Origin of the sequence: Companilactobacillus zhongbaensis (genome assembly GCF_003946515.1) — a bacterium.
GTDB classification, from domain to species: Bacteria; Bacillota; Bacilli; order Lactobacillales; family Lactobacillaceae; genus Companilactobacillus; species Companilactobacillus zhongbaensis.
Genome location: NZ_RHOM01000023.1, coordinates 1 through 23,569, shown reverse-complemented (window position 1 = coordinate 23,569; position 23,569 = coordinate 1). Strand labels below are relative to the sequence as shown.

Sequence of the window (23,569 nt, the reverse complement as noted above, 5' to 3'; positions counted from 1 at the left end):
AATTGAAGATGTCTCTTTTTATATTTCCCGGGAAATTTTTTTATTATTTCCACACATCATTTACGATGATTGTTTGGTCACGATCTGGGCCAACTGAGATTGTTGCATATTCGACATCAAGTTCTTCTTTAAGGAATTCCAAGTATGCCTTAGCAGTATCTGGTAATTCATTCATACTCTTAACTTGAGTAATGTCTTCTTTCCAGCCATTGAATGTCTTATAAACTGGTTTGCATTTTGCTAGTAAGTTCAAGTTTGCTGGGTACTCGTCAATTAGTTTACCATTGTAGTCGTATCCTACACAAACTTTGATTTCATCCAAACCTGTTAGAACATCTAAACAGTTCAATGATAGATGAGTTACACCAGAAACATTACATGAATGTTTAAGGACAACTGTATCTAACCAGCCCACACGACGTGGACGGTGTGTAACTGTTCCGTATTCGTGACCTGCATCACGGAGGAAGTCACCGATCTCGTTGTTTTGTTCTGTTGGGAATGGACCAGCACCAACTCTAGATGTATAAGCCTTAACGACACCGATTACCTTGTCGATCAATGGAGCACCGACACCGGCACCTGTTGTTACACCACCAGCTGGATTTGAAGATGTTACGAATGGATAAGTACCATGGTCAATATCGAGCATGATTCCTTGAGCACCTTCAAAAAGGACATTTTGTCCCTTCTTCAATTCTTTGTTCAAGTAAGCTGATGTGTCGATAACACGATCTTTAACTTGTTGACCAAAGTCATAATATTTTTCAAAAATGTCATCAAAGTCCATTGGTTCTGAATCGTAGATCTTAGTAAATAATTCGTTCTTTTGGTCAAGAGCGTCCTTAAGAAGGTCTCTAAATAGCTCTTTATCAAGGATATCAGCCATTCTGATCCCTACGCGCGCTGATTTGTCCATATAGGTCGGTCCTATGCCTCGGTTAGTCGTACCGACCTTAGAATCTCCCTTAGAAGCTTCTTGTAATTTGTCTAACTTAATATGATAAGGCATGATCAAGTGAGCACGGTTTGAAATCTTCAAGTTTGAAGTATCTACGCCTTGTTCATGTAAGCGGTTTAATTCTTCGAGTAATGATTCAAGATTTAAAACTACGCCATTTCCAATAATACTTGTCTTATCAGAGTACAAAATACCTGAAGGAACTGATCTCAATTTGTAGACTTGACCGTCAATATTTAATGTATGACCGGCATTGTCTCCGCCTTGGTAACGAGCAATGATGTTAGCTTCGCCACTAAAATAATCAGTTATTTTACCTTTACCTTCGTCGCCCCATTGGGTACCTACTACTACAACAGTTGTCATTTCTTATCCACCTATACTATTAATTTTCTGGAATATTCGCGATTGAAGAAAACTTATTATACGACTTAACAAATAATAGTTTAGCCGTACCACGCGGACCTGAACGGTTTTTTGCAATAATTACTTCTACTTCACCAACGTCTTGGTCTTCTTGATCCTCTGGTTCACTGTTTCCATCTTCGTCTTCATCACGATAGTAATCGTCACGATAAAGGAAGGAAACGATATCGGCATCTTGCTCGATCGATCCAGATTCACGCAAGTCGGAAAGCATTGGTCGTTTATCTTGTCGAGCTTCCACCCCACGAGATAACTGTGATAATGCGATGATCGGACAATGTAATTCTTTAGCTAATTTTTTCATATTACGTGAGATAACTGAAACTTCTTGTTGTCGGTTTTCTTGCCCTGTTCCTTCGATCAGCTGCAAGTAATCGACGACAACTAAGTCTACTTTGCCTTGTTCTTTTTCAAGACGACGGCATTTTGAACGGATCTCAGCCATCTTGACACCTGGGGTGTCATCAATATAAACATCTGAATCAGCTAAATTACCCATTGCTACGACCAAACTGCCCCATTGGTTTTCATCCAATTGACCAGTTCTTAGAGCGTTAGCATCGATCGAACCAGTTGAACAAAGCATCCGGTTGATCAAGGACTCAGCACTCATTTCTAGGGAGAACATCGCAACAGTTGCGTTACTCTTCATTGCGGCATTTTCGACTAGGTTCAATGCGAAAGCAGTCTTACCCACACCAGGACGAGCAGCTAAAATGATCAGCTCATCCGGATGCAAGCCAGTTGTCATCGCATCGAGATCTTTATAACCAGTTGAGAGACCAGTAACGTCAGTATCTTGGTCATAAAGTTTTTGGATCTCAGCAAATGATGACTTAACAACATCGCTGATCTTACGGAAGCCTTGATGAGATCTGTTTTCGGAAACATCCATGATCTCACGCTCTGAGGCATCGATGATCGAGTCGAGGTCTTCATTTTCATCAAAGCTTCGATTAACGATATTAGTAGCTGCATTGATCAAGCTACGCAAGACTGACTTTTGCTTAACAATCTTGGCGTAGTACTCAGTATGTGCAGCCGTTGGCACGGCATTTGCTAAGTTAGCGATGTAAGGTAAGCCCCCAACATCTTCCAAATGATTCGTCCGGTTCAATTCATCTTGGATCGTCACGGCATCGACAGGACCATCGTCAACTTCATTGATGGTGACCATCGCTTGAAAAACTAATTGATTAGCATGTTGATAAAAGTCTTCCGGTTCCAAGTACTCCATTGCTTCCGTCAACGCATCTTTACTAAGAAAGACCGCACCTAAGACCGCTTGCTCAGCTTCACGATCGTTAGGTGGGATCCTAGTTATATCATTATTCATTTGTTACCTACTTCTTTTCAACGATATGTACTCGAATGACTGCTTCAACTGTGTCAAAAATCTTTGCTGGAACGTTAACGTAACCTAGAGCTTTGGCACCTTCACCTAGACTCATCTTATGCTTATCAACTTTGATACCGAATTGTTTGTTCAATTCTTCAGCAATCTTCTTAGTTGTCACTGATCCAAAAAGCCGACCATCAGTTCCGGCCTTAGCTGGAATCTCAACAACAGTTTTGTCGTCTTCGATTTTTGTCTTTGTATCTTTGGCAGCAGCAAGTTCAGCTTCGTAATCTTTTTCCTCACGATTTTGTTCTGCTTTCAATGTTGCCATATTTGATTTTGTGGCTTCGATAGCCTTGTGATTTTTAATTAAAAAGTTTTGAGCGTAACCGTCGGCGACATTTTTAATCTCACCACGTTTACCCTTTCCTCTTACATCCTCGATAAAGATAACTTTCACAGTATAGCCCTCCGTTTACTTTTTGTTTTCTAGATTAGTTAAAACTTCGACCAATTGGTCGCGAGCTTCTTCAACAGTCACATCAGAAATTTGTGTAGCAGCATCAGACAAGTGACCACCACCACCCATTTTTTCCATGATGACTTGGACGTTTACTTTTCCTAAACTACGAGCAGAAATTCCTACTCGACCATCAGGACGTTTACTAATTACGAATGAAGCTTCCACCCCATTAAGTGACAATAAGGTATCTGCAGCTTGAGCGACGATGACAGGATCATAAGACTTGTCATTTTCGCCAGAGCAAACAGCCATATTATCTCGTACCATCAAGATAGATTCAATCAAATGGTTTCGCTCGATGAACGAATTAATGTTTTCTTTGAGCAGTTCTTGGATCAAGGTCTCATCGGCACCCACTGACCGCAAGTAACTAGCAGCATCGAAAGTTCTCGTACCAGTTCTAAGCGAGAAGGACTTCGTATCGACGGTAATACCAGCTAGCATTGCTGTAGCTTCAAACTTATCGATCGACTTCTTATTCTTAGGTTGATACTCGAGCATTTCAGTGATCAACTCACTAGTTGATGATGCATAAGGTTCGATGTAGATCAACATAGGATTTTCTGGGAACTCTTCCCCACGTCTATGATGATCGATAACCACGATCTTGTCAGATCCTTGATCGAACAATTTCGGATTGATCGAAATACTTTGTTTGGAAAGATCGACCATCACGATCAAAGTATTTGGTGTCACGATATTGTTGGATTCTTCAGAAGAAATAATATCCTTATTAGCTTCTGGATCTTCTTTTTCAATCAAGTCGAGCAAACGAGCAACGTCGGTGTGCAACGACTTACGATCGATAACGATCTTACATGGCGTGTTGTTCATCGCAGCGATTCGACGGATACCTAATGAAGAACCAATAACATCCATATCAGGATGATTATGACCCATAACAATAACTTGGTCACTATCCTTCAAAAGCTCTTGGAGAGCTTCACTGATCATCCGTGCACGGACACGAGTTCTCTTCTCCATCGGATCGGTATTGCCACCGTAGAAGCGAGCTTTCTCGCCAATTCCACGGACAACAACTTGATCACCACCACGTCCCAGTGCCAAGTTCAGATTCTTCTGAGCCTCTTCACTAAGAACGGACAGGTCATCAACACCGTAAGAAAATCCCATACTCAAAGTCAAAGGAACATTTTGTTGGGAAGTATATTCACGAATCGTATCAAGCACCTTAAAACCTTTTTCCTCAGAGGCAAAAAGCTTTCCTGAATAAGCCAAGATGAAAAAGTGGTCATCATCGATCCGCTTCAAAAACATCTTTCCACGTGTAGCCCAATTCGTTAATTCATTAGTAAGGTAATTGTCCAAATTAGAAATATCGCGATCGCTCATCGACTGAGTGATCTCTGCATAATTATCCAAATAAACTTGTCCAATAACAGAACGATTATTCTCGTAACGATTTTCCATTTCCGAGTATTGCGTGATCTCAAACAAATAAATCACCCGCAACTCACGTTGAACTTGAACCAAGTAATACTTATGACCAATCTTGATAGTCTTGCTACTACCATGCTCAGAATCCTCTTCCTCATCAGAAGTAACAAAGGAAAGCAGATCCGGAGAAATATCAGCGATATTCATACTATAAATAGGTTCCAAACCAGTCTTCTCAACAAAATAAGGATTAACCCACTGAACCTGACGGTCCTCATCATATAGCAAAATACCAAGCGGATACTCAACAAAACTATTATCAGTACCCCGATCGATCCGGTATTGCAAATCAGTAGTATATTTTCCGGCTTTCTCCCCCAGAAGTAGGAACAAGTAAACAAATAGGATCAAAGAAATCACTACAAGTAAAGCTTGTATATAACCACTCACTTCTCCGTGAATGATGCCCACAATAAAAATTGAAATCAACATAACAATCAACGACGCAGCCGTCAATTGAGTCGAATGATCAACTCGAGAGAGGAAATATCGAAGGTTATATCTTATATTTTTCATATCAATTCCCCTTTTAATATACCCTCTAATTTTATCACAGCTAGCCTCTCACCTCACTGTTATTAGGGGAATAAATAAAATAGAAGAAACACGACCCAACAACAGGAGTGAAGAACGAAAAATAAAACAAAATCAGATAAAATCCACGTGCCACATCAAAACCATGCAACGAAAAAATGGATTCTTCTATCCAATTAAATATCAGCTAACATCAAAAATAGAACACTCTTAATTAATAACGAATTCAATCATCCAAAAGGAAAAAATACAAACTAAAAAATCGAATCACGTATAGTTACCAAATATTATTTCCATTCAAAAAAGAGGAAGCACAGGATCCACCACCGCGATTTTTACAAGCGACGAAGAAGCGAGTAAAAGAGCCAAATAGAATAACCAAACAAAATAGTAACCGATGAAAAGCAAAAAGAAAAATCAACCAGATAGGAATAGAGACCAAGCTCCTAGGACCGAAGAAAGGATAGAAACCGGAGCAAAACCCAAAACAACATACTGAGATAAAAATAAGTACCGTATCCCACCCAAACAGGATTGATGGTACAAACCTAGGTTCCGCGGGAGGTGGAGGAAATTCGCCGTCAGCTGTGAAATTCCTAGCGACGAAGGAGCTTAGAAGAAGACTCGTATTGGAGATGTCCGGGTAAACTTCCCGGATAGCTTCAATCGACGTCCACAGCGTTCCACGGCGAAATTTCCGGAACCTCCCGCAGAACCGGCAGTGAACCACCAACACAAACAACAACCACCACAAAAATCAAACACAAACCATCATCAAAACCAAAAACCAAAGCACAAAAAAAGACCACATCTCAAAATGTAGTCTTAATATATAAAACCAAAACCATTAGTCTTCAGCAACGAATGGAAGCAAAGCCATAATTCTTGCTCTCTTAATAGCAATTGTAAGCTTTCTTTGGTTCTTAGCACTTGTACCTGTAACACGTCTTGGTAAAATCTTACCACGTTCTGAGATAAATCTCTTCAATAGGTCAGTGTCTTTGTAATCGATGTATTCGATATGGTTAGCAGCGATGAAGTCAACTTTACGTCTTCTACGTCCGCCTCTTCTTTGTTGGGCCATAGTAATTTCTCCCTTCGTAAATTTTTAGAACGGCAAGTCATCATCTGAAATATCTACTGAACTTCCATTTTGAGCAAATGGATCAGAGTTATTATTGTCAGAATTTGAATTGTTGTTGAAATTGTTAGATTGATTATTATTCGTACTATTATTGTTGCTATTGTTGTTACTGTTATTTCCAAATGGAGACTGACTATTATTTTGTTGATTTGAAGGTTGGAAACTGTTGTTATTGTTGTTACTTGAAGAGCCTTCATGTGCAGCTCTTCTTTCACTTTCAGACTTCGATTCCAAAAGTGAGAAGTTTTCAACAACTACTTCGGTAACATAGACACGGTTTCCTTGTTGGTTTTCATATGAACGTGTTTGAACACGGCCATCAACACCAACTAGAGAACCTTTACGTGTAAAGTTAGCAAAGTTCTCAGCAGCTTTTCTCCAAATAACACAGTTAATGAAGTCAGCTTCACGTTCACCTTGAGCGTTAGTAAATTGTCTGTTAACTGCTACAGTAAATGACGCAACTGCAGCTCCGTTAGCAGTATATCTAAGTTCGGGATCACGTGTCAGGCGTCCGACTAAAACTACTCTGTTAATCATAGGTCTGCCTCCTTAAAAATGTTTCACGTGAAACAAATTAGTCTTCACGTCTAATTGTCATTGCACGTAGAATGTTGTCGTCGAATTTTGAAAGACGATCAAATTCGTTCAATGCAGTATCATCTTCGGTATTTAAGTTAATGATGTGATAAATACCTTCTTTATAGTTAGCAATTTCGTATGCTAAACGTTTCTTTTCCCAGTCTTTTGAGTCAATGATCTTAGCACCGTTATCTGTAAGGATCTTGTCGTAACGATCAATAAGAGTCTTTTTAGCCTCTTCTTCGATATCAGGCTTGATGATGTATGTGATCTCGTAGCGTGTTTCTGCCATGACTGTGCACCTCCTTATGGTCTAATGGTCCTAGTTAAAGGACAAGGAGTATAAATTATCTTCATTTTATACTCACAATGTTAGAGTTTACCATAAACCCTCCTTGAATTCTAGCTGTTTTTTCAAATAAAAAAATCGTTCCGCCTGACGTGTACCAAACCGATACATTTCATATTACGCAGAAACGACTTTTTTATCTTCAATTATTCAGAATCATTTGAATCTGAATCACTATTGTTTTCAGGAGCATCATTTGATGAAGTTTCATCAGTTGTTTCTTCAGAAGTTTCCTCAGTAGAACTGTTTGCTTCATCGTTATTTGTTTGGTTGTCTGGTGAAGTTGTTTCAGAGTTATCATCTGATTCTTCTTCATCTTCGTGGTCGATCTTAGTAATAGTAGAAACTACTGCATCATCATCGACCTTGATCAATCTAACACCTAAGGTTGCCCGACCAGTTTGCGATACGTTGTTGACGTCGAATCTGATCATGACACCTGTGTTAGTAACGAGCATGATGTCTTCATCCCCATTGACGGAAGTTACTCCGGCAATTGGTCCATTCTTCTCGGTTACGTTGGCAGTCTTGATACCTTTTCCACCACGTCCTTTGACTGGATACTCGCCTGCTGCTGTTCTCTTACCATATCCGTTTTCGGAGATCGTAAGGACTTCTTGTTCTGGTTCAAGGATCGAAGAACCTACTACGTAGTCTTCTTCACGTAACTTGATACCGCGAACACCGGCAGCTGTTCTTCCCATTGGACGAACATCAGTCTCACTGAAGGTTACGGCGTAACCCTTGTGAGTTCCGATGAGAATGGTTTTATCGCCATCAGTCATAAAGACATTGATCAACTCATCTTCATCCCTCAGAGCGATTGCACGAAGGCCTGAGTGTCTAATGTTGGCAAAGTCTTCAACGGCTGTCCGTTTAACTGTTCCTTGTTTCGTAACAAAGAATAAGAACGAGTTCTTCGTATCAACATCTTTATCGACGTTGATAACAGTTTGGATCTTTTCGCCTTTTTCAATGTTCAACAAGTTGATGACCGGGATACCTTTGGCTGTCCGTCCGTATTCTGGGACTTCGTAACCTTTTGTCCGATAAACTTTACCAGTATTAGTAAAGAATAGCAGACGGTCATGGGTCGATGTGTAGATCATTTGTTCAATGAAGTCATCATCATGAACACCCATCCCTTGGATACCACGACCACCACGATTTTGCACGCGGAACTCATCAGCAGATAAACGCTTGATGTATCCGTTGTGAGTCAAGACAACTAAGATGTTCTCTTCTTCGATCAGATCTTCATCTTCGATGTTAGTGATCTCACTAGCACGGATCTCTGTCCGACGTTCATCACCAAATTTATCTTGGATATCAAGCAATTCATCATAGATGATCTTGTCGACACGTTCTGGTGTAGCCAAGATATCTTTGTAGTCAGCAATTTTCACTAACAATTCTTGATATTCGGATTCGACTTTTTCACGTTCCAAACCTGTCAAACGTACCAAACGCATGTCCAAGATAGCTTGTGATTGTTTGTCTGATAATTTGAAGTTGTCCATCAAAGTTTGTTTAGCAATGGCAGATGTTTGTGAACCACGGATGATCTTGATGATCTCATCGATGTGATCCAAAGCGATTCTTAAACCTTCAAGGATGTGAGCCCGCGCTTCAGCACGTCTCAAATCGTATTCAGTTCTTCTGCGAATAACTACTTCTTGATGTTTCAAGTATTCAAGTAAGACTTGCTTCAATGAAAGTACCTTAGGTGTCTTACCAACGATTGCCACCATGTTGATACCGTAAGAAATTTGAAGTTGCGTCAACTTGTACAAGTTATTCAAAATAACGGAAGCTGACATATCACGTCTAACGTCGATAACGATCCGCATACCTTCACGGTCTGATTCATCATTTAGATCGGTGATACCTTCGATTTTCTTTTCACGTGCAAGATCAGCAATTCTTTCAACTAAAACAGCCTTGTTGACCATGTATGGAAGTTCGGTCACGATAATTTGTTCAGCGCCACTCTTCTTCGTTACTACATCAACTTTGGCACGTAAAGTAATTGTACCTTTACCTGATTCGTAAGCACGTCTAATACCTGAACGTCCCATGATAATACCACCAGTGGCAAAATCAGGACCAGGCAAGATTTTCATCAAATCAGCAATAGTTGCTTCTTTATTTCTCATCAAAATGTGTAAAGCATCGATAACTTCTTTTAAGTTATGTGATGGAATATTAGTAGTCATACCAACGGCGATACCAGTAGCTCCGTTAACTAGTAAGTTAGGGAATCTAGCAGGCAAGACCATTGGTTCTTTTTCTTCACCATCGTAGTTAGGTACGAGGTCAACAGTATCTTTGTTGATGTCTCGCAACATTTCAACGGCCATTTTACTCATACGTGCTTCGGTATAACGCATAGCAGCAGGAGGATCACCATCGATCGAACCAAAGTTACCATGTCCATCAACTAATGGATAACGATAACTAAAGTCCTGAGCCATTCTTACCATTGATTCGTAAATAGCTGAGTCACCATGGGGGTGATATTTACCCATGATGTCCCCAACGAAACGAGCACTCTTCTTATATGGCTTGTCAGGTGTAACACCTAGTTCATTCATACCGTAAAGGATACGACGGTGAACTGGCTTCAAACCATCACGTACATCAGGAAGAGCACGAGATACGATAACACTGGCAGCATAGTCAACGAAAGACTTCTTCATGACTTCCGTTAAATTGACATTTTCAATTCTTCTATCGTCCATTTAAATTAGTCCCCTCCCCTTCTAATAATCAACTTCAGCGTAACGAGCATTGTCTTCAATAAATTCACGTCTAGGAGCAACCTTGTCACCCATCAACATTGAAAAAATTTGATTTGCGGCAACTGCATCATCGAGTTGAACACGATCAAGTCTTCTCTTCTCAGGATCCATAGTTGTTTCCCATAATTGGTCAGCATCCATTTCACCAAGACCCTTGTAACGTTGGATCTTAGGTTCAGGTTTAGCTGGCAATTGTGCGATCAAGTCGTCTTTTTCCTTATCAGTATCAAGGTATTTCATGATCTTACCTTGTCTAACTTGATACAAAGGTGGCTTAGCGATGTAAACGTAGCCTGCATCAACGACTGGTCTCATGTATCTGTAAAGCAATGTCAAAAGTAGTGTCCGAATGTGGGCACCATCGACATCGGCATCGGTCATAATAATGATCTTGTGGTAACGAGCTTTGGCGATATCGAAGTCTTCACCAAAACCAGTTCCCATAGCTGTAAACAAAGTTCTGATTTCTTCGTTAGCCAAGATCTTATCCATTGAAGCTTTTTCAACGTTTAAGATCTTACCTCTGATAGGCAAAATAGCTTGTGTCAAACGTGAACGACCAGTTTTAGCAGAACCACCGGCAGAATCACCCTCGACGATAAATAGTTCTGAGATCTCAGGATCTTTACTGGAGTTATCGGCTAACTTACCAGGCAAATTACTGATCTCTAGACCATTTTGCTTTCTTGTCACTTCACGAGCACGTTTAGCAGCTAATCTAGCCTTAGTAGCAAGAGTACCTTTTTCAACGATCTTCTTAGCGACTTGTGGGTTCTCCATCAAGAACTTCATGAAATGCTCACTAAATAAGCGATCAGTAATAGTTCTTGCATCGGAGTTTCCTAATTTAGTCTTAGTTTGACCTTCGAATTGTGGGTCTGGGTGCTTAACAGAAACGACCGCAGTCATCCCTTCACGCACGTCTTCACCAGAAAGCTTCTCATTTTCCTTCAAAAGCTTGTTCTTGTGACCGTAATCGTTAATAACACGTGTCAAAGCAGTCTTGAAACCAACTTCGTGAGTACCACCTTCATAGGTGTGAATGTTATTAGCGAAAGTCATCAAGTTAGTGTGATATTCGTCAACATATTGCATAGCAACTTCAACGGTAATACCATCTTGAACGCCTTCAAGGTAGATTGGTTCATCGAATAAAGTCTCTTTACCTTTATTCAAAAATTCGACATAACTCTTAATACCACCTTCATAGTGGAAGACTAATTTCTCAGCAGTATCTTGACGTTTGTCAGTAAATGTAAGTTTAAGTCCCTTATTTAAGAAAGCTAATTCACGGATTCTTGTCGTAAGAGTTTTATCATCATAAACAGTAGTATCAGTGAAAATATCTGGATCAGGAACGAAATGGACACGTGTACCATGATCGAATTCGCCGGCTTCACCGACTTCGTGCATAGCGTGTTTAACTTTACCTTTTTCAAAGTCGATCCCGTATTTCTTACCGCCACGAGTAACGACTGCATCCAATTCACTACTTAAGGCATTAACAACAGAAGCACCAACACCGTGAAGTCCACCAGATACCTTGTATCCGCCACCACCGAATTTACCACCGGCATGCAGGATCGTAAAAACAGTTTCTAGAGCAGGCTTACCTGTCTTCTTTTGGATATCGATAGGAATACCACGACCATCATCAGTAACGGTGATCGAGTTGTCTGGTTCAACCGTAACTTCGATCTTCGTAGCGAAACCAGCGAGGGCTTCATCAATACCATTATCGATAATTTCCCATACTAGATGGTGTAAACCTTGGCCACTAGTAGATCCGATATACATACCAGGTCTCTTACGAACAGCTTCGAGCCCTTCGAGGACTTGGATTTGACTGGCGTCATATTCTTCAGCTAGTTTTTCTTTTTTCTCTAATTCTTGTTCTTTGCTGTTTTCAGCCATTAAATTTCCTCCTGTTTAATATTTCCGTCAATAATCTTTAAAACATTAGGATCTTTAATCAAAGTTTGGTCAACATCATCAAGTGACGTTGTAGTTATGAAAGTTTGGATACTGGAACCGATCGACGACAAAAGATGTGTCTGTCGCTTATGATCTAGTTCTGATAAAACATCATCCAACAGTAATATTGGATAATCTCCGACTTCTTCTTTGATCAACTCGACCTCGGCCAACTTCAGACTCAAAGCAACAGAACGCTGCTGCCCTTGTGAGCCGAAGTCTTGAACGTTTTTATCATTAACTAAGAATTTAATATCATCCCTGTGAGGACCAAATAAAGTGACCCCACGCAAAATCTCTTTGCGGTAGTTCTTCTTATATGTCTCTTTGTATAGGTTGTAGATCGACTCCACATCCATACCTTCGGCATTAAAAAAGCTACTATATTGAAGTTGTAAAACTTCTTGGTTTTCAGTTATCTTGGCATGGATCTTCTCAATAAAAACTTGCAGCCTCTGTAAAAAAGTTAAACGTGTGTGTATTACTTCTGCACAATAAGCTGCAAGTTGATCTGATAAAACATCAAGATAGACTAAATCTTTCGTCTCATGATGTTGTAATTTTTTGAGATAGACATTTCTTTGTTTGAGAACAGTCCGAAATTGACTGACTGTCTTTAAATATTGCGAAGAAATTTGACCAAATTCCATGTCGACAAATTTCCGACGTACTGTGGGATTGCCTTTAACAATCGACAAATCCTCCGGTGAAAACAAAACAACGTTTAGATTACCAATATAACTTGATAACTTACGTTGCTCGAGATTATTTAATCTTGCTTTCTTACCTGATTTGCTAATAACTAAATTCATCTTCAAGCGGCTGGAATTATCCTTGATAACCGTTCCTGAAATCCTAGCAAAATCACTTCCCCATCTAATTAAATCCTTGTCATTGGACGTTCTATGACTTCTGGTCAAAGCTAAAAAATACATAGCCTCTAATAAGTTCGTCTTACCTTGAGCGTTTCGTCCCAAAAAAACATTGATGTTTGGCGAGAAACTCGTCTTTAAAGATTCATAATTGCGATAATTTTGAAGCTCAAGATCTCTTATGAACAAGAAACACTATTCAATTTCAAAAGTTTGGTCTTCTGCAACGATCTTATCGCCCTTGTGAAGCTTCTTACCACGACGATTTTCAGGTTCGCCATTTACAGTGATCGAATTTTCACGCAAATACCATTTTGCTTGGCCACCGGTAGCAATAATACCGACTTCCTTTAAAAATTGTCCTACTGTAATAAATTCAGTCTCAATCATGATTTTTTGCGACATTTTAACACCCTATTTATTAGATTTATCCATTAATGACATATTCTATATTATAGTTGTTTTTTAGTTAAAAAACAAATTAAAGGGTGTTTTTGAGCGATGAGAGCGATTTTTGGGGTTATCTGGTACTGGGATATTAAAACTAGTCGAAAAGCACTGAGAGAAAAAAATAACGGTAGCATATTTGAATGAGAGTATTTTGGTAAGTAATAATATGAGGTGATATTTTGGTTGGGTGGTTGATTGCCGACTCCGGGGCCCGGGATACACACACTGGAACGCTGCCGACATCGATTGAAGCTATCCGAGAAGACCACTCGGACATCTCCAATACGAGTCTTATTCTAAGCGATAAATCGCTAAGAATAATTTGGCGGCTGAGGTGTGTATCCCGGGCCCCTCCGTCTAAGTTAGTTTAAATATCCCTCTTTGGTCGTTGAGGGGGAATAGGTGCTTCCTATTTATTTTTGCTAACCTTTCTTGTTTTTGTGCTCCTATTTTTTTCTCGGTGCGCAGGACTTCGCTCTGCTTATTTTGATTCCTGACGGTTATTGTTGCTATTTCGTTCCTATTTGAGCTCTACGATCTTCGCTGCCGCGAGGGCTCGTCGTTTCACTCCGAGATAAACATGGATATTCAGTTATCATTATCCACATGTTGATAACTGAATATCCTGTTTTTTTGTCCACAGACAACCCTTTTTAGAGTTTTGCTTGAATTCAAAAGTTATCCACAATACTAAATTGACCTTTTTAGTTTTGTCTTTAGATTTTCAAGTTAACCAAAATTGACGAGATAGATCGTGAAGACAGAATCCTAGGAACGAACCAAAATTAGGTACAACTCCCCCATTCAAAGCAATCTAAGCAAGAAAAGATAAGTACCGTACCCCCACAAAAAGAAGAGTTTACTTCCCACTTAGGTCCTGTGGGGGTGGAGGGAATTCGCCGTCAGCCGCGTGGGTCCGCAGCGTTCCACGGCGCAATTCCCGGAACCCCCGCAGGACCGGGAATCAACCTCCACCAAAAATCCCAGCTCAAACCAATGTTCAAAATCAAAACCATCAAAAAAGGCAAACACTTAACCGTGTTTGCCTTTTTTTCTATTTAAAATCCCTCTAAAACGTTCTAACAGGCGTGATCAACTGAACAAAATTGTCCTTGTTTTCTACCGGTCTGATCGTGAATGGGTGTAGTGCTGATGTGAAGCTCATTTCTATTTCGGTGCTACCTCCGAATGATCTTAAGGCATCTTTTAAGTAGTCAGGGTTGAAGGAAATTTCTAAGTCTTCTCCTTCTAAGTTGTTGAAGTCTAGTGCTTCTTCAACTGTTCCGACTTCTGGTGAGTTTCCGAATAGTGTGGCTTTTTTGTCTTCGGCTTTGATTACTAGCTTGATGACGTTGTTTCTGCTTTCGTGGGAAAGTAGTGAGGCACGTTCTACTGATGCTAGTAGGTTTGATGAGTCGAAGGTTAGTTTTGTGCTGGAATCTTCTGGTATTAGACGGTCTGTTTCTGGATATCTTCCGTCTAATAGTCTTGAGTAGAACATTACATTGTCAAAACTGAATAGTACTTGATTTTCTGAGATCGACATTTTGATTTCTTTTACTGAATCACTGATGGTTCTTGTTAATTCAGTCAAACTTTTTCCTGGGATGATCAAGTTGTACTCTTCATCGCTGGTGATGTCGATTTTTCTTTGTGCTAGACGATGGCTATCTGTCGCTACTGATGTTAAGCCGTCTTGGTTGATGACGAAGTTAACACCTGTTAGGACTGGTCTACTTTCTTGTGTTGAAACTGCGATTACTGTTTGTCCAACTACTTCTTTGAATAAGTCAGTTGGGAAAGTTAGTTGATCTGCTGCTTCAACTTCTGGTAGATGTGGATAGTTATTGGCATCTAGTCCATTGATAGTAAATTCAGAAACTCCCGATGTGATCAATGTTTGATTGTTATCTAGGACTTCTAAATTGAAGTTGTCTCCAGGTAGCTTTTTAATAATTTCATTAAAAAATTTAGCTGGTAGAACGATCGAACCAGTGCTTTCAATTACTAGATCATTGTCAGCATCTTCTTGTGAAATGAATGCAGTGATTGAAATATCAGAATTACTACCAGTGATGGTTAAACCATTTTCTGCTAAGTCTAATTTCATTCCTGTAAGAATTGGAATTGTGGTTTTACTTGAAATAGCACGTTGGACATTATTAGTCTGATTAACGAATTTACTACGATCTATTGAGAATTTCATTGTCGTTACTTCCCCTTTTAATTAATTAATATAGAGATAGAAGCAGTAGTAGGCCCTGTTGATTCTGTGGAAAACTATCTTCAGCTTAGATGGCTGTTGAAAACTCCATGTTATTAACAGGTGTGGATAACTCCTTATTTTTTAAAAAGTTATGCACATGTTAATTTTTCAGTTCATCTCTTAATTCACCGATTGCTTGTTTGACGTCGTCATTTTTTAGAGCTAACTCGGTTATTTTATCACAGGAGTGCATTACAGTCGTATGGTCCTTGCCACCGAACTCCATTCCAATTTGTGGAAGTGAGCGATCTGTTAATTCTCTTGATAAATACATTGCGATTTGACGCGGCAATACGATGGTTTTAACACGTTTCTTTCCTTTAAGGTCAGCAATTGAAACATGGTAATACTTAGCGACTTTATTTTGGATAGTACTTACGGTCAAGCCATTTTTGGCGCGAGAAAGCTTCAGTGCTTTTAAGGCATCTGCAGCAATCGACTTATTGATGTCGGCGTTCTTCATCGTTGAATAAGCCTGAACTCGAAGCAAAGCTCCCTCTAGTTCACGGACGTTAGTGTTGATCTGTTCAGCGATGTAGGACAGCGTATCATCAGGTATTTCTAATTTTTCCGCCTTAGCTTTATTACGCAAAATTGCGATTCTAGTTTCTAGATCCGGAGCGGTAATGTCAACGGATAGTCCCCACTTAAAGCGAGAAACTAATCTTTCCTGCAACTTTGGTATTTCATTAGGTAGGCGATCAGATGTTAGAACGATCTGTTTGTTATTCTCATGAAGTTTATTGAAGGTATGGAAAAACTCTTCTTGAGTTCCCTCTTTTTCAGCGAAAAATTGGATATCGTCGATCAGTAGTAGGTCGACGCTTCGATACTCTTGTCTAAATTCTTCTTGAGTTCTGGTCTGAATAGAGTTGATAAAGTCATTGGCGAAAGTTTCGCTAGTGACGTATTTGACGCGCGCATTCGGATTGTTTTTCAACATTTCATGGCCGATAGCTTGCATCAAGTGAGTTTTACCCAAACCCACCCCACCATAAATAAATAGTGGGTTGTAAATTTGACCTGGCTCCCCAGCAGCAGCAACGGCAGCCGCATGTGCCATTTTGTTTGCTCCACCAATGATAAATGATTCAAAAGTATATTTCGGATTCAAATGTGAATTCTGAAAAATCGGTTTTGAATCGTCAGCAGTGCCTGTACTGCCGACATTATTGTCATTAGCAACCGTCAAATTTTGTTGTTCTTTCCTATCTTCCTCGTTTTCAATAATAGGATTTAGTTCAATGCCGTTAAATTCATAAGAATCGGTCACGATGTTCTTAACGTAATTTCTTTTCCAATATTCTTGATGAAGTTTAGTGGCAACGGAAATGTGGATGTCATTTCCACTTATATATAGTGGTTTCGCACTTTCAACCCAAGTTGAGTAACTAGTGGGTGTGATCTCTTGTTTGATTTTATTTGTGAAATAGCTCCAAAAATCATTCAATTCTTTTGTAGATGAGTTACTAGGTTCTTGCAAGAAGTCCCCTCCAATCTTTAAAAATTTTACCTGTGGATAAGTTTTTCCCCTAAAAAGACAAAATAAAGTTTATCATTCAATAAAATAGTTTTCCACAGAACATATGTTTAATTTATTTTAACTTAACAAGTTGTTAAAAGAAACGTAAGAAAACTGTGGATTAATGTTAAGAAATGGAGTTATTCACACAGTTATCCACAGTTATCAACAAGGCAAAGTCCCTTTATATAAGGCTTTGGGAGATTTATAAACCGAATTCCAAAACCTGTGGAAAACTAATGCACAGTAAATTTATGCGGCGGAAAACTCTGTTTACTAACCTGTTGATAACTATGTTAATAACTTCCGTCCACAAATTATCCACAGAGCCAAATTGTTCATAACTCGGGCTTTTATTTCCTATATAGTATTGAAAAAATCAAAATTCCCTGTTTAATTTTTTGGCGAATCATGATATTATGTTTAAGCAATTGTCTGGAGAAGTGATAAATTAATTCAGGAGGTTTGATTGATGACTACAAAGAGAACATTTCAACCAAAGAAGCGTCATCGCGAACGCGTCCATGGTTTCATGAAGAGAATGAGTACAAGTAATGGTCGCAAGGTTCTTGCAAGACGTCGCAAAAAAGGCAGAAAAGTATTATCAGCTTAGTTTTGAAGGATCACTAATTTTTGGTGGTCTTTTTTTATTACAAAACAAATGAGGAATCTGGATACCCTTGGCATCCCGATGCGTCCTGCTAGCTGCTTTTTTGAATCAAGTGGGACTAAAGGTGACATATGAGAAAAAGCTATCGCATTAAAAAAGAAAACGAATATCAATATGTCTACTCAAAGGGCCAATCGTTCGCAAATCGTAATTTCGTTCTGTATAAGATAGAAAAGCCAGAACAAAAACATTTTCGGGTGGGTCTTTCTGTAGGTAAGAAAGTTTCACATACAGCTGTTGGACGTAATCGGGTCAAGCGATACATCCGACAATCACTACTAGAGTTAAAGCCTGAAATTCCTGCCGAGCTCGACTTTTTGATCATTGCTCGCAAGAATGCTACAGAATTAGATATGTTTGAAACGAAAAAAAACATCGTACATCTTCTAAAATTAGGTAAAATAATAGTAGATTAAATACAAAATTATAATAATGGGTGCAAAAGTGAATAAAAAAAGGTTAAAGAAATACTTAGGTATAGCATTACTACTGAGTGTCGTTCTAGTTTTGGCCGGATGTTCTAACCTAAATGAACCTATTACTAGTAACAGTACTGGATTTTGGGACCACATCGTTTTGTGGAACTTCTCAAGATTTATCCTGTGGCTAGGTTCATTAGCTGGTAATAGCGCTGGATGGGCTATCGTTATCTTCACTATTATCATCAGGGTCATCTTGTTGCCGCTTAACTGGTTCCAGATCCGCAGTATGAACAAGCAGATGGAAATTCAGCCTGAAATGAAGGCTTTACAAGAAAAGTACTCTGCTAAAGACACAGATACACAACAAAAACTTCGTGAGGAAACTCAAAAGTTGTACCGTGAGGCTGGGGTCAACCCGGTAGCGGGATGTTTACCTTTATTGATCCAGTTGCCAGTTATGTTTGCTCTTTATCAAGCAATCTACAAGACAGCTGAATTGAGAAATGGTAGTTTCCTTTGGATGCAATTAGGTAAGGCCGATCCATACTACATTATGGCTGTCTTGGCTGCCCTCTTTACATTCCTTTCAACTTACATTTCAAGCATTTCTAATCCACAACAAAATGCCACAACGAAGATGATGACTTGGATCATGCCGATCTTTATCTTCGTCCCAGCATTGACATTCCCATCAGCTATTACCCTTTACTGGGTAGTAACTAACGCTTTCCAAGTTCTTCAGACATTGGCTTTTCAAAATCCTTTCAAATACCGTCGTAAACAGCGTGAGAAGGAAGAACAAGAACGTGAAAGACAACGGAAGATCAGAAAAGCTAAGAAACGTGCTTACAAGCATCGTTAGTAATTGTTTGACATTTGGAGAAAATGTCGTTATTATATCGTAGAATTATTTAAATACTGAAAAGTAGTCAAAGTGCTTTTCCGTCTCAAAGGGGCGGATTATGCACTTTTTTTGTGCTCAAAATTCAATCAAAACAAATAGGAGGGACGCTTTATGCCTAGTACTGTAACGGAATATGACACGATCGCAGCGATTTCGACACCACCTGGGGAAGGTGGGATTTCCATCGTCCGCGTGTCTGGTGATCAAGCTCTTGATATCGTCAAGAAGGTCTTTAAAGGTAAAGATCTGGCGAAAGTAGCCAGTCACACGATCAACTACGGCCATATCATCGACCCACAAACGCAAGAATTAGTCGATGAGGTCATGGTCTCAGTCATGCGTGCACCAAAGACTTACACACGTGAAGACGTCTTAGAAGTCAATACACACGGTGGTATCGTCGCCACTAACAAAGTGCTACAACTATTGATCGGTGCCGGAGCAAGAATGGCAGAACCTGGTGAATTCACTAAGAGAGCCTTTTTGAACGGACGTCTCGATTTGACTCAAGCCGAATCAGTCATGGATCTGATCCGAGCTAAAACTGACAAAGCAATGTCAGTCGCCGTCAACCAATTAGATGGAAGCTTGGAACATTTGATCAATAATCTTCGTCAAGAGATCCTCGATTCATTGGCACAAGTCGAAGTCAATATCGACTATCCAGAATACGATACGGAACAAATGACGACCAAGATGTTATTAGAAAAAGCCGAAACAGTTGGTGCAAGTATCGACCAATTATTGAAGACAGCGGACAGTGGCGAGATCTTGCAACACGGTTTAGCTACAGCTATCGTTGGGAAGCCAAACGTTGGTAAATCAAGTCTTTTGAACCGTTTACTTGATGAGGACAAAGCGATTGTAACGGACGTTGCCGGAACAACTCGTGATATCGTCGAACAATACGTCAATATCGACGGTGTTCCTTTGAAACTGATCGATACAGCTGGTATTCGTGATACCGAAGACAAGGTTGAAAAAATCGGTGTCGAAAGATCACTCAAGGCGATCAACGAAGCTGACTTGATCATCTTAGTCTTGGATTCTTCTCGCGAATTAGAAGAAGAAGACATCCAATTGCTAGATGCTACACATGACAAACGTCGGATCGTGATTTTTAATAAGAATGACCTTTCACCAGTGTTACGACCGCTACAAGTGCAACAGCTAAAGGTTGATGACATAGTGTTAGAGACTTCTGCAATCAAGAACGATGGTATCGATCAGATCAAAGATACTGTCGGCAAACTCTTCAATGCAGGTATTGAAGACAGCAGTAGTGACGTTATTATTACTAGTGCCCGTCAAGCCGGGTTACTTCGTCAAGCTAAACAAAGCTTAAATGACGTTATTTCAGGAATCGAAGCAGGGATGCCGATCGATCTAGTTCAGATCGACATGACAGCTTGCTGGGATAAATTAGGTGAGATCACAGGTGACAGTTACCCTGATGAATTGATCACGCAGTTATTCTCACAATTTTGTTTAGGAAAATAGGTGGAATCTTAATGGTAGAAGTTAAGGAATTTGATTCAGAAACATATGACGTTATCGTTGTTGGTGCAGGACATGCAGGTTCAGAAGCTGCTTTAGCATCAGCTCGAATGGGTCAAAAAACACTTTTGATCACGATCAACTTGGATATGGTAGCATTCATGCCATGTAATCCATCAGTTGGTGGTCCAGCTAAGGGAATCGTCGTCCGTGAAGTCGATGCCTTAGGTGGTCAAATGGGTAAAAATATCGATCAGACTTACATTCAAATGAGAATGTTGAACACTGGTAAAGGACCAGCTGTCCGTGCTTTACGTGCACAAGCTGACAAGAACATGTATCACATTGTTATGAAGGATGCTTTGGAACAAGAACCAAATCTAACTTTACGTCAAGGAATCGTTGAAAAATTGATCGTCGAAGATGGCGTCTGCAAGGGTGTTGTTACCGGTACTGGAGCAAAATACCATGCCAAAGCAGTAGTCCTTACAGCCGGAACATCTTCACGTGGTAAGATCATCATCGGTGAGTTGATGTACTCTTCAGGTCCTAACAACTCGATCCCTTCGATCAAGTTATCAGAAGACCTCGAAAAACATGGATTTAAGCTTACTAGATTCAAGACAGGTACTCCTCCTCGTGTAAATAAGAGTACGATCGATTTTTCTAAGACTGAAGAACAACCTGGTGATAAAGAACCAAATCATTTCTCATTTGAAACACCAGATGCTCAATATTTGAAGGATCAAATTTCTTGTTGGATGACTTACACTAACGGAACGACTCACAGTATCATTCGTGATAACCTCGACCGTGCACCAATGTTTTCAGGTGTCATCGAAGGAGTAGGTCCTCGTTACTGCCCTTCGATCGAAGATAAAGTTGTACGTTTCGCTGATAAGCCAAGACACCAATTGTTCCTAGAGCCAGAAGGTCGTCACACCCAAGAATTTTATGTTGGTGACTTCTCGACATCGATGCCTGAAGAAGTGCAATTGAAGATGCTTCATTCCGTTGCTGGACTTGAACATGCTCAATTGATGCGTCCTGGTTATGCTATCGAATATGATGTCGTTGAACCTTGGCAATTGAAGCTCAACATGGAAACTAAGGTCGTAAAAAACCTCTTTACTGCTGGCCAAATGAACGGAACTTCAGGTTATGAAGAAGCAGCTGGACAAGGTATCATGGCAGGAATCAATGCAGCTTTACGTGTTCAAGGCAAGGATCCATTCATCTTGCGTCGTGACCAAGCTTATATCGGTGTTATGATTGATGACTTGGTAACTAAAGGAACTAACGAACCTTACCGTTTGTTGACGAGTCGTGCCGAATATCGTTTGATCTTGCGTCATGATAATGCTGACGACCGTTTGACAGGTTTGGGTCATGATCTGGGCTTGATTTCTGATGAACGTTATGACCGCTTTGTAAGCAAGTGGGATGCCGTCGCTAAAGAGAAGAAGCGTCTTGAAAATACCATGATCACACCAAAAATGGCTGAACCATTCTTAAGCAATCTCGGCTTGAAAGGCCTCAAAGATGGCTTCACAGCTGCTAGATTTTTAAGAAGACCGGAAGTTAAATATCAAGATATCATTGATATGATCGGTGAAGGTGGCGCTGATGTCGATCGTCGTGTGAAGGAACAAGTTGAGATCCAAATCAAGTACGAAGGATACATCAAGAAGGAACAAATGAAGATCGACCGTCTCAAGAAGATGGAATCAAAGAAGATCCCTGAAAGATTGGATTATACTAAGGTCAACGGATTAGCTACTGAAGCCGTTCAGAAGCTAAGTAAGATCAATCCTGAGACAATTGCTCAAGCTAGTCGTATTAGTGGCGTTAACCCTGCTGATATTGGGATTTTGAGCGTTTATATCGAACAAGGCAAGATTGCAAAGACTGCCAGTTAAAAAAATCGTCGTTCATTTTAGTGAACGGCGTTTTTTTTGGTATACTTAATGAGGTAATTTATAAAATTTTAAAAGTAATGTTATTATTGATGCAATGAACAAATGGGGGATTTACTATGAAGCGCAAAAAATTGAGCTTGGTTTTAGTATTGGCTTTGCTTTTGCCAATGATGACTGTTTTCGGACAGTTTGATAGTGTACACGCTGCTGATGAGGCGGGAACTTATTTAGATACAAATGTTAATTTGACTATTCATACTCGTAATTTGAGTGGTTTGCCAATTTATGATGGTGATGGTGCGGTGATTTCTGGTGTTACTGCTCCTGCTAATCAGGACTTTGCTATTAGTGTTATTCGGAAGAATAATGTTTCTATGGATACTTTTTATGAGGTTGCTCCTGGGCGGTTTTTAGCTGCTAATGAGGTTATTCAGGGGATTCCTACTATGGCTATGAACTACTACCATGCTGTTGTGCATGTGGTTGCTGGTGGTCCTGTGCAGGTTTACGATGGTAACGGTACTGCTATTGCTGGTATTTCGGTTGCTGGTGATTCTGCTTGGTATACTAATCAGCAGGCTATTGATTTGAATTCTGGTGTTACTTATTATCAGATTTCTCCTGATCGGTATGTTTGTTCTAATGATGTTGATTCTTTTACTGGTGCTGCTTAGCTTCGAGGCTTTTTGCCTCTGGGCTTTTTTTCTTGAGGTGAGAGAGTTTTTGGCAGACTGGAAGCGTTTTGCTTGGTTGGATGTTGGTGATTTTTGGTGTGTTTGGGTTTGTGGTAGTAGTTTGGTGGGAGGTTCACTGCCGACTCCGGGGCCCGGGATACACACACTGGAACGCTGCCGGCTGCTACAATTGTTTTAACCGGAAGAATGATAAACAAGAACGAGTCCGGGAGACGATAACAATGAGTAAGAAAAATAAGAAGACCCCTTTCGAAATTAAGA

At 39.9% G+C, this 23,569-nt stretch carries 19 protein-coding genes; 6 read left to right on the top strand and 13 right to left on the bottom strand.

Going from position 1 to position 23,569, the window contains the following annotated elements; all coding sequences use genetic code 11:
- Positions 1-43: 43 nt before the first annotated feature.
- From EKM69_RS09180 to dnaA, 13 genes are all read right to left on the bottom strand, one after another.
- On the bottom strand, positions 44-1,327 hold the full coding sequence (locus tag EKM69_RS09180; protein ID WP_125710404.1) for an adenylosuccinate synthase: 1,284 nt from the start codon (positions 1,325-1,327) through the stop codon (positions 44-46).
- Between the two features lie 19 nt (positions 1,328-1,346).
- On the bottom strand, positions 1,347-2,723 hold the full coding sequence (gene dnaB / locus EKM69_RS09175) for a replicative DNA helicase (protein WP_125710402.1): 1,377 nt from the start codon (positions 2,721-2,723) through the stop codon (positions 1,347-1,349).
- A 7-nt stretch (positions 2,724-2,730) separates the two neighbouring features.
- The gene (gene rplI, locus EKM69_RS09170) at positions 2,731-3,186 is read right to left on the bottom strand and encodes a 50S ribosomal protein L9 (RefSeq protein ID WP_125710400.1); all 456 of its coding nucleotides are present in this window, start codon (positions 3,184-3,186) and stop codon (positions 2,731-2,733) included.
- A 15-nt stretch (positions 3,187-3,201) separates the two neighbouring features.
- Positions 3,202-5,223: a DHH family phosphoesterase gene (locus EKM69_RS09165; RefSeq protein ID WP_125710398.1), complete on the bottom strand. Its 2,022-nt coding sequence runs from the start codon at positions 5,221-5,223 to the stop codon at positions 3,202-3,204.
- Between the two features lie 865 nt (positions 5,224-6,088).
- On the bottom strand, positions 6,089-6,325 hold the full coding sequence (gene rpsR / locus EKM69_RS09160) for a 30S ribosomal protein S18 (RefSeq protein ID WP_057738857.1): 237 nt from the start codon (positions 6,323-6,325) through the stop codon (positions 6,089-6,091).
- A 24-nt stretch (positions 6,326-6,349) separates the two neighbouring features.
- Positions 6,350-6,925 (bottom strand): single-stranded DNA-binding protein, encoded by a 576-nt coding sequence (gene ssb / locus EKM69_RS09155; protein ID WP_125710395.1) that lies wholly within the window; start codon positions 6,923-6,925, stop codon positions 6,350-6,352.
- Positions 6,926-6,962: 37 nt separating this feature from the next.
- The gene (rpsF, locus tag EKM69_RS09150; protein WP_125710393.1) at positions 6,963-7,259 is read right to left on the bottom strand and encodes a 30S ribosomal protein S6; all 297 of its coding nucleotides are present in this window, start codon (positions 7,257-7,259) and stop codon (positions 6,963-6,965) included.
- Positions 7,260-7,462: 203 nt separating this feature from the next.
- Positions 7,463-10,057 (bottom strand): DNA gyrase subunit A, encoded by a 2,595-nt coding sequence (gene gyrA, locus EKM69_RS09145; protein WP_125710391.1) that lies wholly within the window; start codon positions 10,055-10,057, stop codon positions 7,463-7,465.
- 21 nt (positions 10,058-10,078) lie between these two features.
- Positions 10,079-12,031, bottom strand: a complete 1,953-nt coding sequence (gene gyrB / locus EKM69_RS09140) for a DNA topoisomerase (ATP-hydrolyzing) subunit B (RefSeq protein WP_125710389.1) — start codon at positions 12,029-12,031, stop codon at positions 10,079-10,081.
- Complete coding sequence (recF, locus tag EKM69_RS09135) at positions 12,031-13,152, bottom strand: DNA replication/repair protein RecF (protein ID WP_125710387.1); 1,122 nt, start codon at positions 13,150-13,152, stop codon at positions 12,031-12,033. Before recF ends, gyrB begins: the two co-directional genes overlap by 1 nt.
- 6 nt (positions 13,153-13,158) lie before the next feature.
- Complete coding sequence (gene yaaA / locus EKM69_RS09130; RefSeq protein WP_125710385.1) at positions 13,159-13,368, bottom strand: S4 domain-containing protein YaaA; 210 nt, start codon at positions 13,366-13,368, stop codon at positions 13,159-13,161.
- Between the two features lie 1,114 nt (positions 13,369-14,482).
- On the bottom strand, positions 14,483-15,619 hold the full coding sequence (dnaN, locus tag EKM69_RS09125; protein ID WP_125710383.1) for a DNA polymerase III subunit beta: 1,137 nt from the start codon (positions 15,617-15,619) through the stop codon (positions 14,483-14,485).
- Between the two features lie 160 nt (positions 15,620-15,779).
- On the bottom strand, positions 15,780-17,162 hold the full coding sequence (dnaA, locus tag EKM69_RS09120) for a chromosomal replication initiator protein DnaA (RefSeq protein WP_125710381.1): 1,383 nt from the start codon (positions 17,160-17,162) through the stop codon (positions 15,780-15,782).
- Positions 17,163-17,673: 511 nt separating this feature from the next.
- On the opposite strand from dnaA, the gene rpmH reads away from it, so the two are divergent.
- The 6 genes from rpmH (at position 17,674) to EKM69_RS09090 (ending at position 23,287) form a co-directional block, all read left to right on the top strand.
- On the top strand, positions 17,674-17,814 hold the full coding sequence (gene rpmH / locus EKM69_RS09115; RefSeq protein ID WP_010625561.1) for a 50S ribosomal protein L34: 141 nt from the start codon (positions 17,674-17,676) through the stop codon (positions 17,812-17,814).
- A 128-nt stretch (positions 17,815-17,942) separates the two neighbouring features.
- Complete coding sequence (rnpA, locus tag EKM69_RS09110) at positions 17,943-18,287, top strand: ribonuclease P protein component (RefSeq protein WP_125710378.1); 345 nt, start codon at positions 17,943-17,945, stop codon at positions 18,285-18,287.
- A gap of 16 nt (positions 18,288-18,303) precedes the next feature.
- Complete coding sequence (locus EKM69_RS09105; RefSeq protein WP_125710376.1) at positions 18,304-19,155, top strand: YidC/Oxa1 family membrane protein insertase; 852 nt, start codon at positions 18,304-18,306, stop codon at positions 19,153-19,155.
- Between the two features lie 153 nt (positions 19,156-19,308).
- Positions 19,309-20,697, top strand: a complete 1,389-nt coding sequence (mnmE, locus tag EKM69_RS09100; protein WP_125710374.1) for a tRNA uridine-5-carboxymethylaminomethyl(34) synthesis GTPase MnmE — start codon at positions 19,309-19,311, stop codon at positions 20,695-20,697.
- Between the two features lie 11 nt (positions 20,698-20,708).
- Positions 20,709-22,613, top strand: coding sequence for a tRNA uridine-5-carboxymethylaminomethyl(34) synthesis enzyme MnmG (gene mnmG / locus EKM69_RS09095; RefSeq protein ID WP_125710372.1), 1,905 nt, complete (start codon positions 20,709-20,711; stop codon positions 22,611-22,613).
- Between the two features lie 116 nt (positions 22,614-22,729).
- On the top strand, positions 22,730-23,287 hold the full coding sequence (locus EKM69_RS09090; RefSeq protein ID WP_125710370.1) for a hypothetical protein: 558 nt from the start codon (positions 22,730-22,732) through the stop codon (positions 23,285-23,287).
- Positions 23,288-23,569 lie beyond the last annotated feature (282 nt).

What these genes read in the sequence shown, in the direction of transcription:
- EKM69_RS09180 (WP_125710404.1), bottom strand. Translation starts at nt 1,327, where the DNA reads ATGACAACTGTTGTAGTAGTAGGTACCCAATGGGGCGACGAAGGTAAA.
- dnaB (WP_125710402.1), bottom strand. Translation starts at nt 2,723, where the DNA reads ATGAATAATGATATAACTAGGATCCCACCTAACGATCGTGAAGCTGAG.
- EKM69_RS09165 (WP_125710398.1), bottom strand. Translation starts at nt 5,223, where the DNA reads ATGAAAAATATAAGATATAACCTTCGATATTTCCTCTCTCGAGTTGAT.
- rpsR (WP_057738857.1), bottom strand. Translation starts at nt 6,325, where the DNA reads ATGGCCCAACAAAGAAGAGGCGGACGTAGAAGACGTAAAGTTGACTTC.
- ssb (WP_125710395.1), bottom strand. Translation starts at nt 6,925, where the DNA reads ATGATTAACAGAGTAGTTTTAGTCGGACGCCTGACACGTGATCCCGAA.
- rpsF (WP_125710393.1), bottom strand. Translation starts at nt 7,259, where the DNA reads ATGGCAGAAACACGCTACGAGATCACATACATCATCAAGCCTGATATC.
- gyrA (WP_125710391.1), bottom strand. Translation starts at nt 10,057, where the DNA reads ATGGACGATAGAAGAATTGAAAATGTCAATTTAACGGAAGTCATGAAG.
- gyrB (WP_125710389.1), bottom strand. Translation starts at nt 12,031, where the DNA reads ATGGCTGAAAACAGCAAAGAACAAGAATTAGAGAAAAAAGAAAAACTA.
- yaaA (WP_125710385.1), bottom strand. Translation starts at nt 13,368, where the DNA reads ATGTCGCAAAAAATCATGATTGAGACTGAATTTATTACAGTAGGACAA.
- dnaN (WP_125710383.1), bottom strand. Translation starts at nt 15,619, where the DNA reads ATGAAATTCTCAATAGATCGTAGTAAATTCGTTAATCAGACTAATAAT.
- rpmH (WP_010625561.1), top strand. Translation starts at nt 17,674, where the DNA reads ATGACTACAAAGAGAACATTTCAACCAAAGAAGCGTCATCGCGAACGC.
- rnpA (WP_125710378.1), top strand. Translation starts at nt 17,943, where the DNA reads ATGAGAAAAAGCTATCGCATTAAAAAAGAAAACGAATATCAATATGTC.
- EKM69_RS09105 (WP_125710376.1), top strand. Translation starts at nt 18,304, where the DNA reads ATGGGTGCAAAAGTGAATAAAAAAAGGTTAAAGAAATACTTAGGTATA.
- mnmE (WP_125710374.1), top strand. Translation starts at nt 19,309, where the DNA reads ATGCCTAGTACTGTAACGGAATATGACACGATCGCAGCGATTTCGACA.
- mnmG (WP_125710372.1), top strand. Translation starts at nt 20,709, where the DNA reads ATGGTAGAAGTTAAGGAATTTGATTCAGAAACATATGACGTTATCGTT.
- EKM69_RS09090 (WP_125710370.1), top strand. Translation starts at nt 22,730, where the DNA reads ATGAAGCGCAAAAAATTGAGCTTGGTTTTAGTATTGGCTTTGCTTTTG.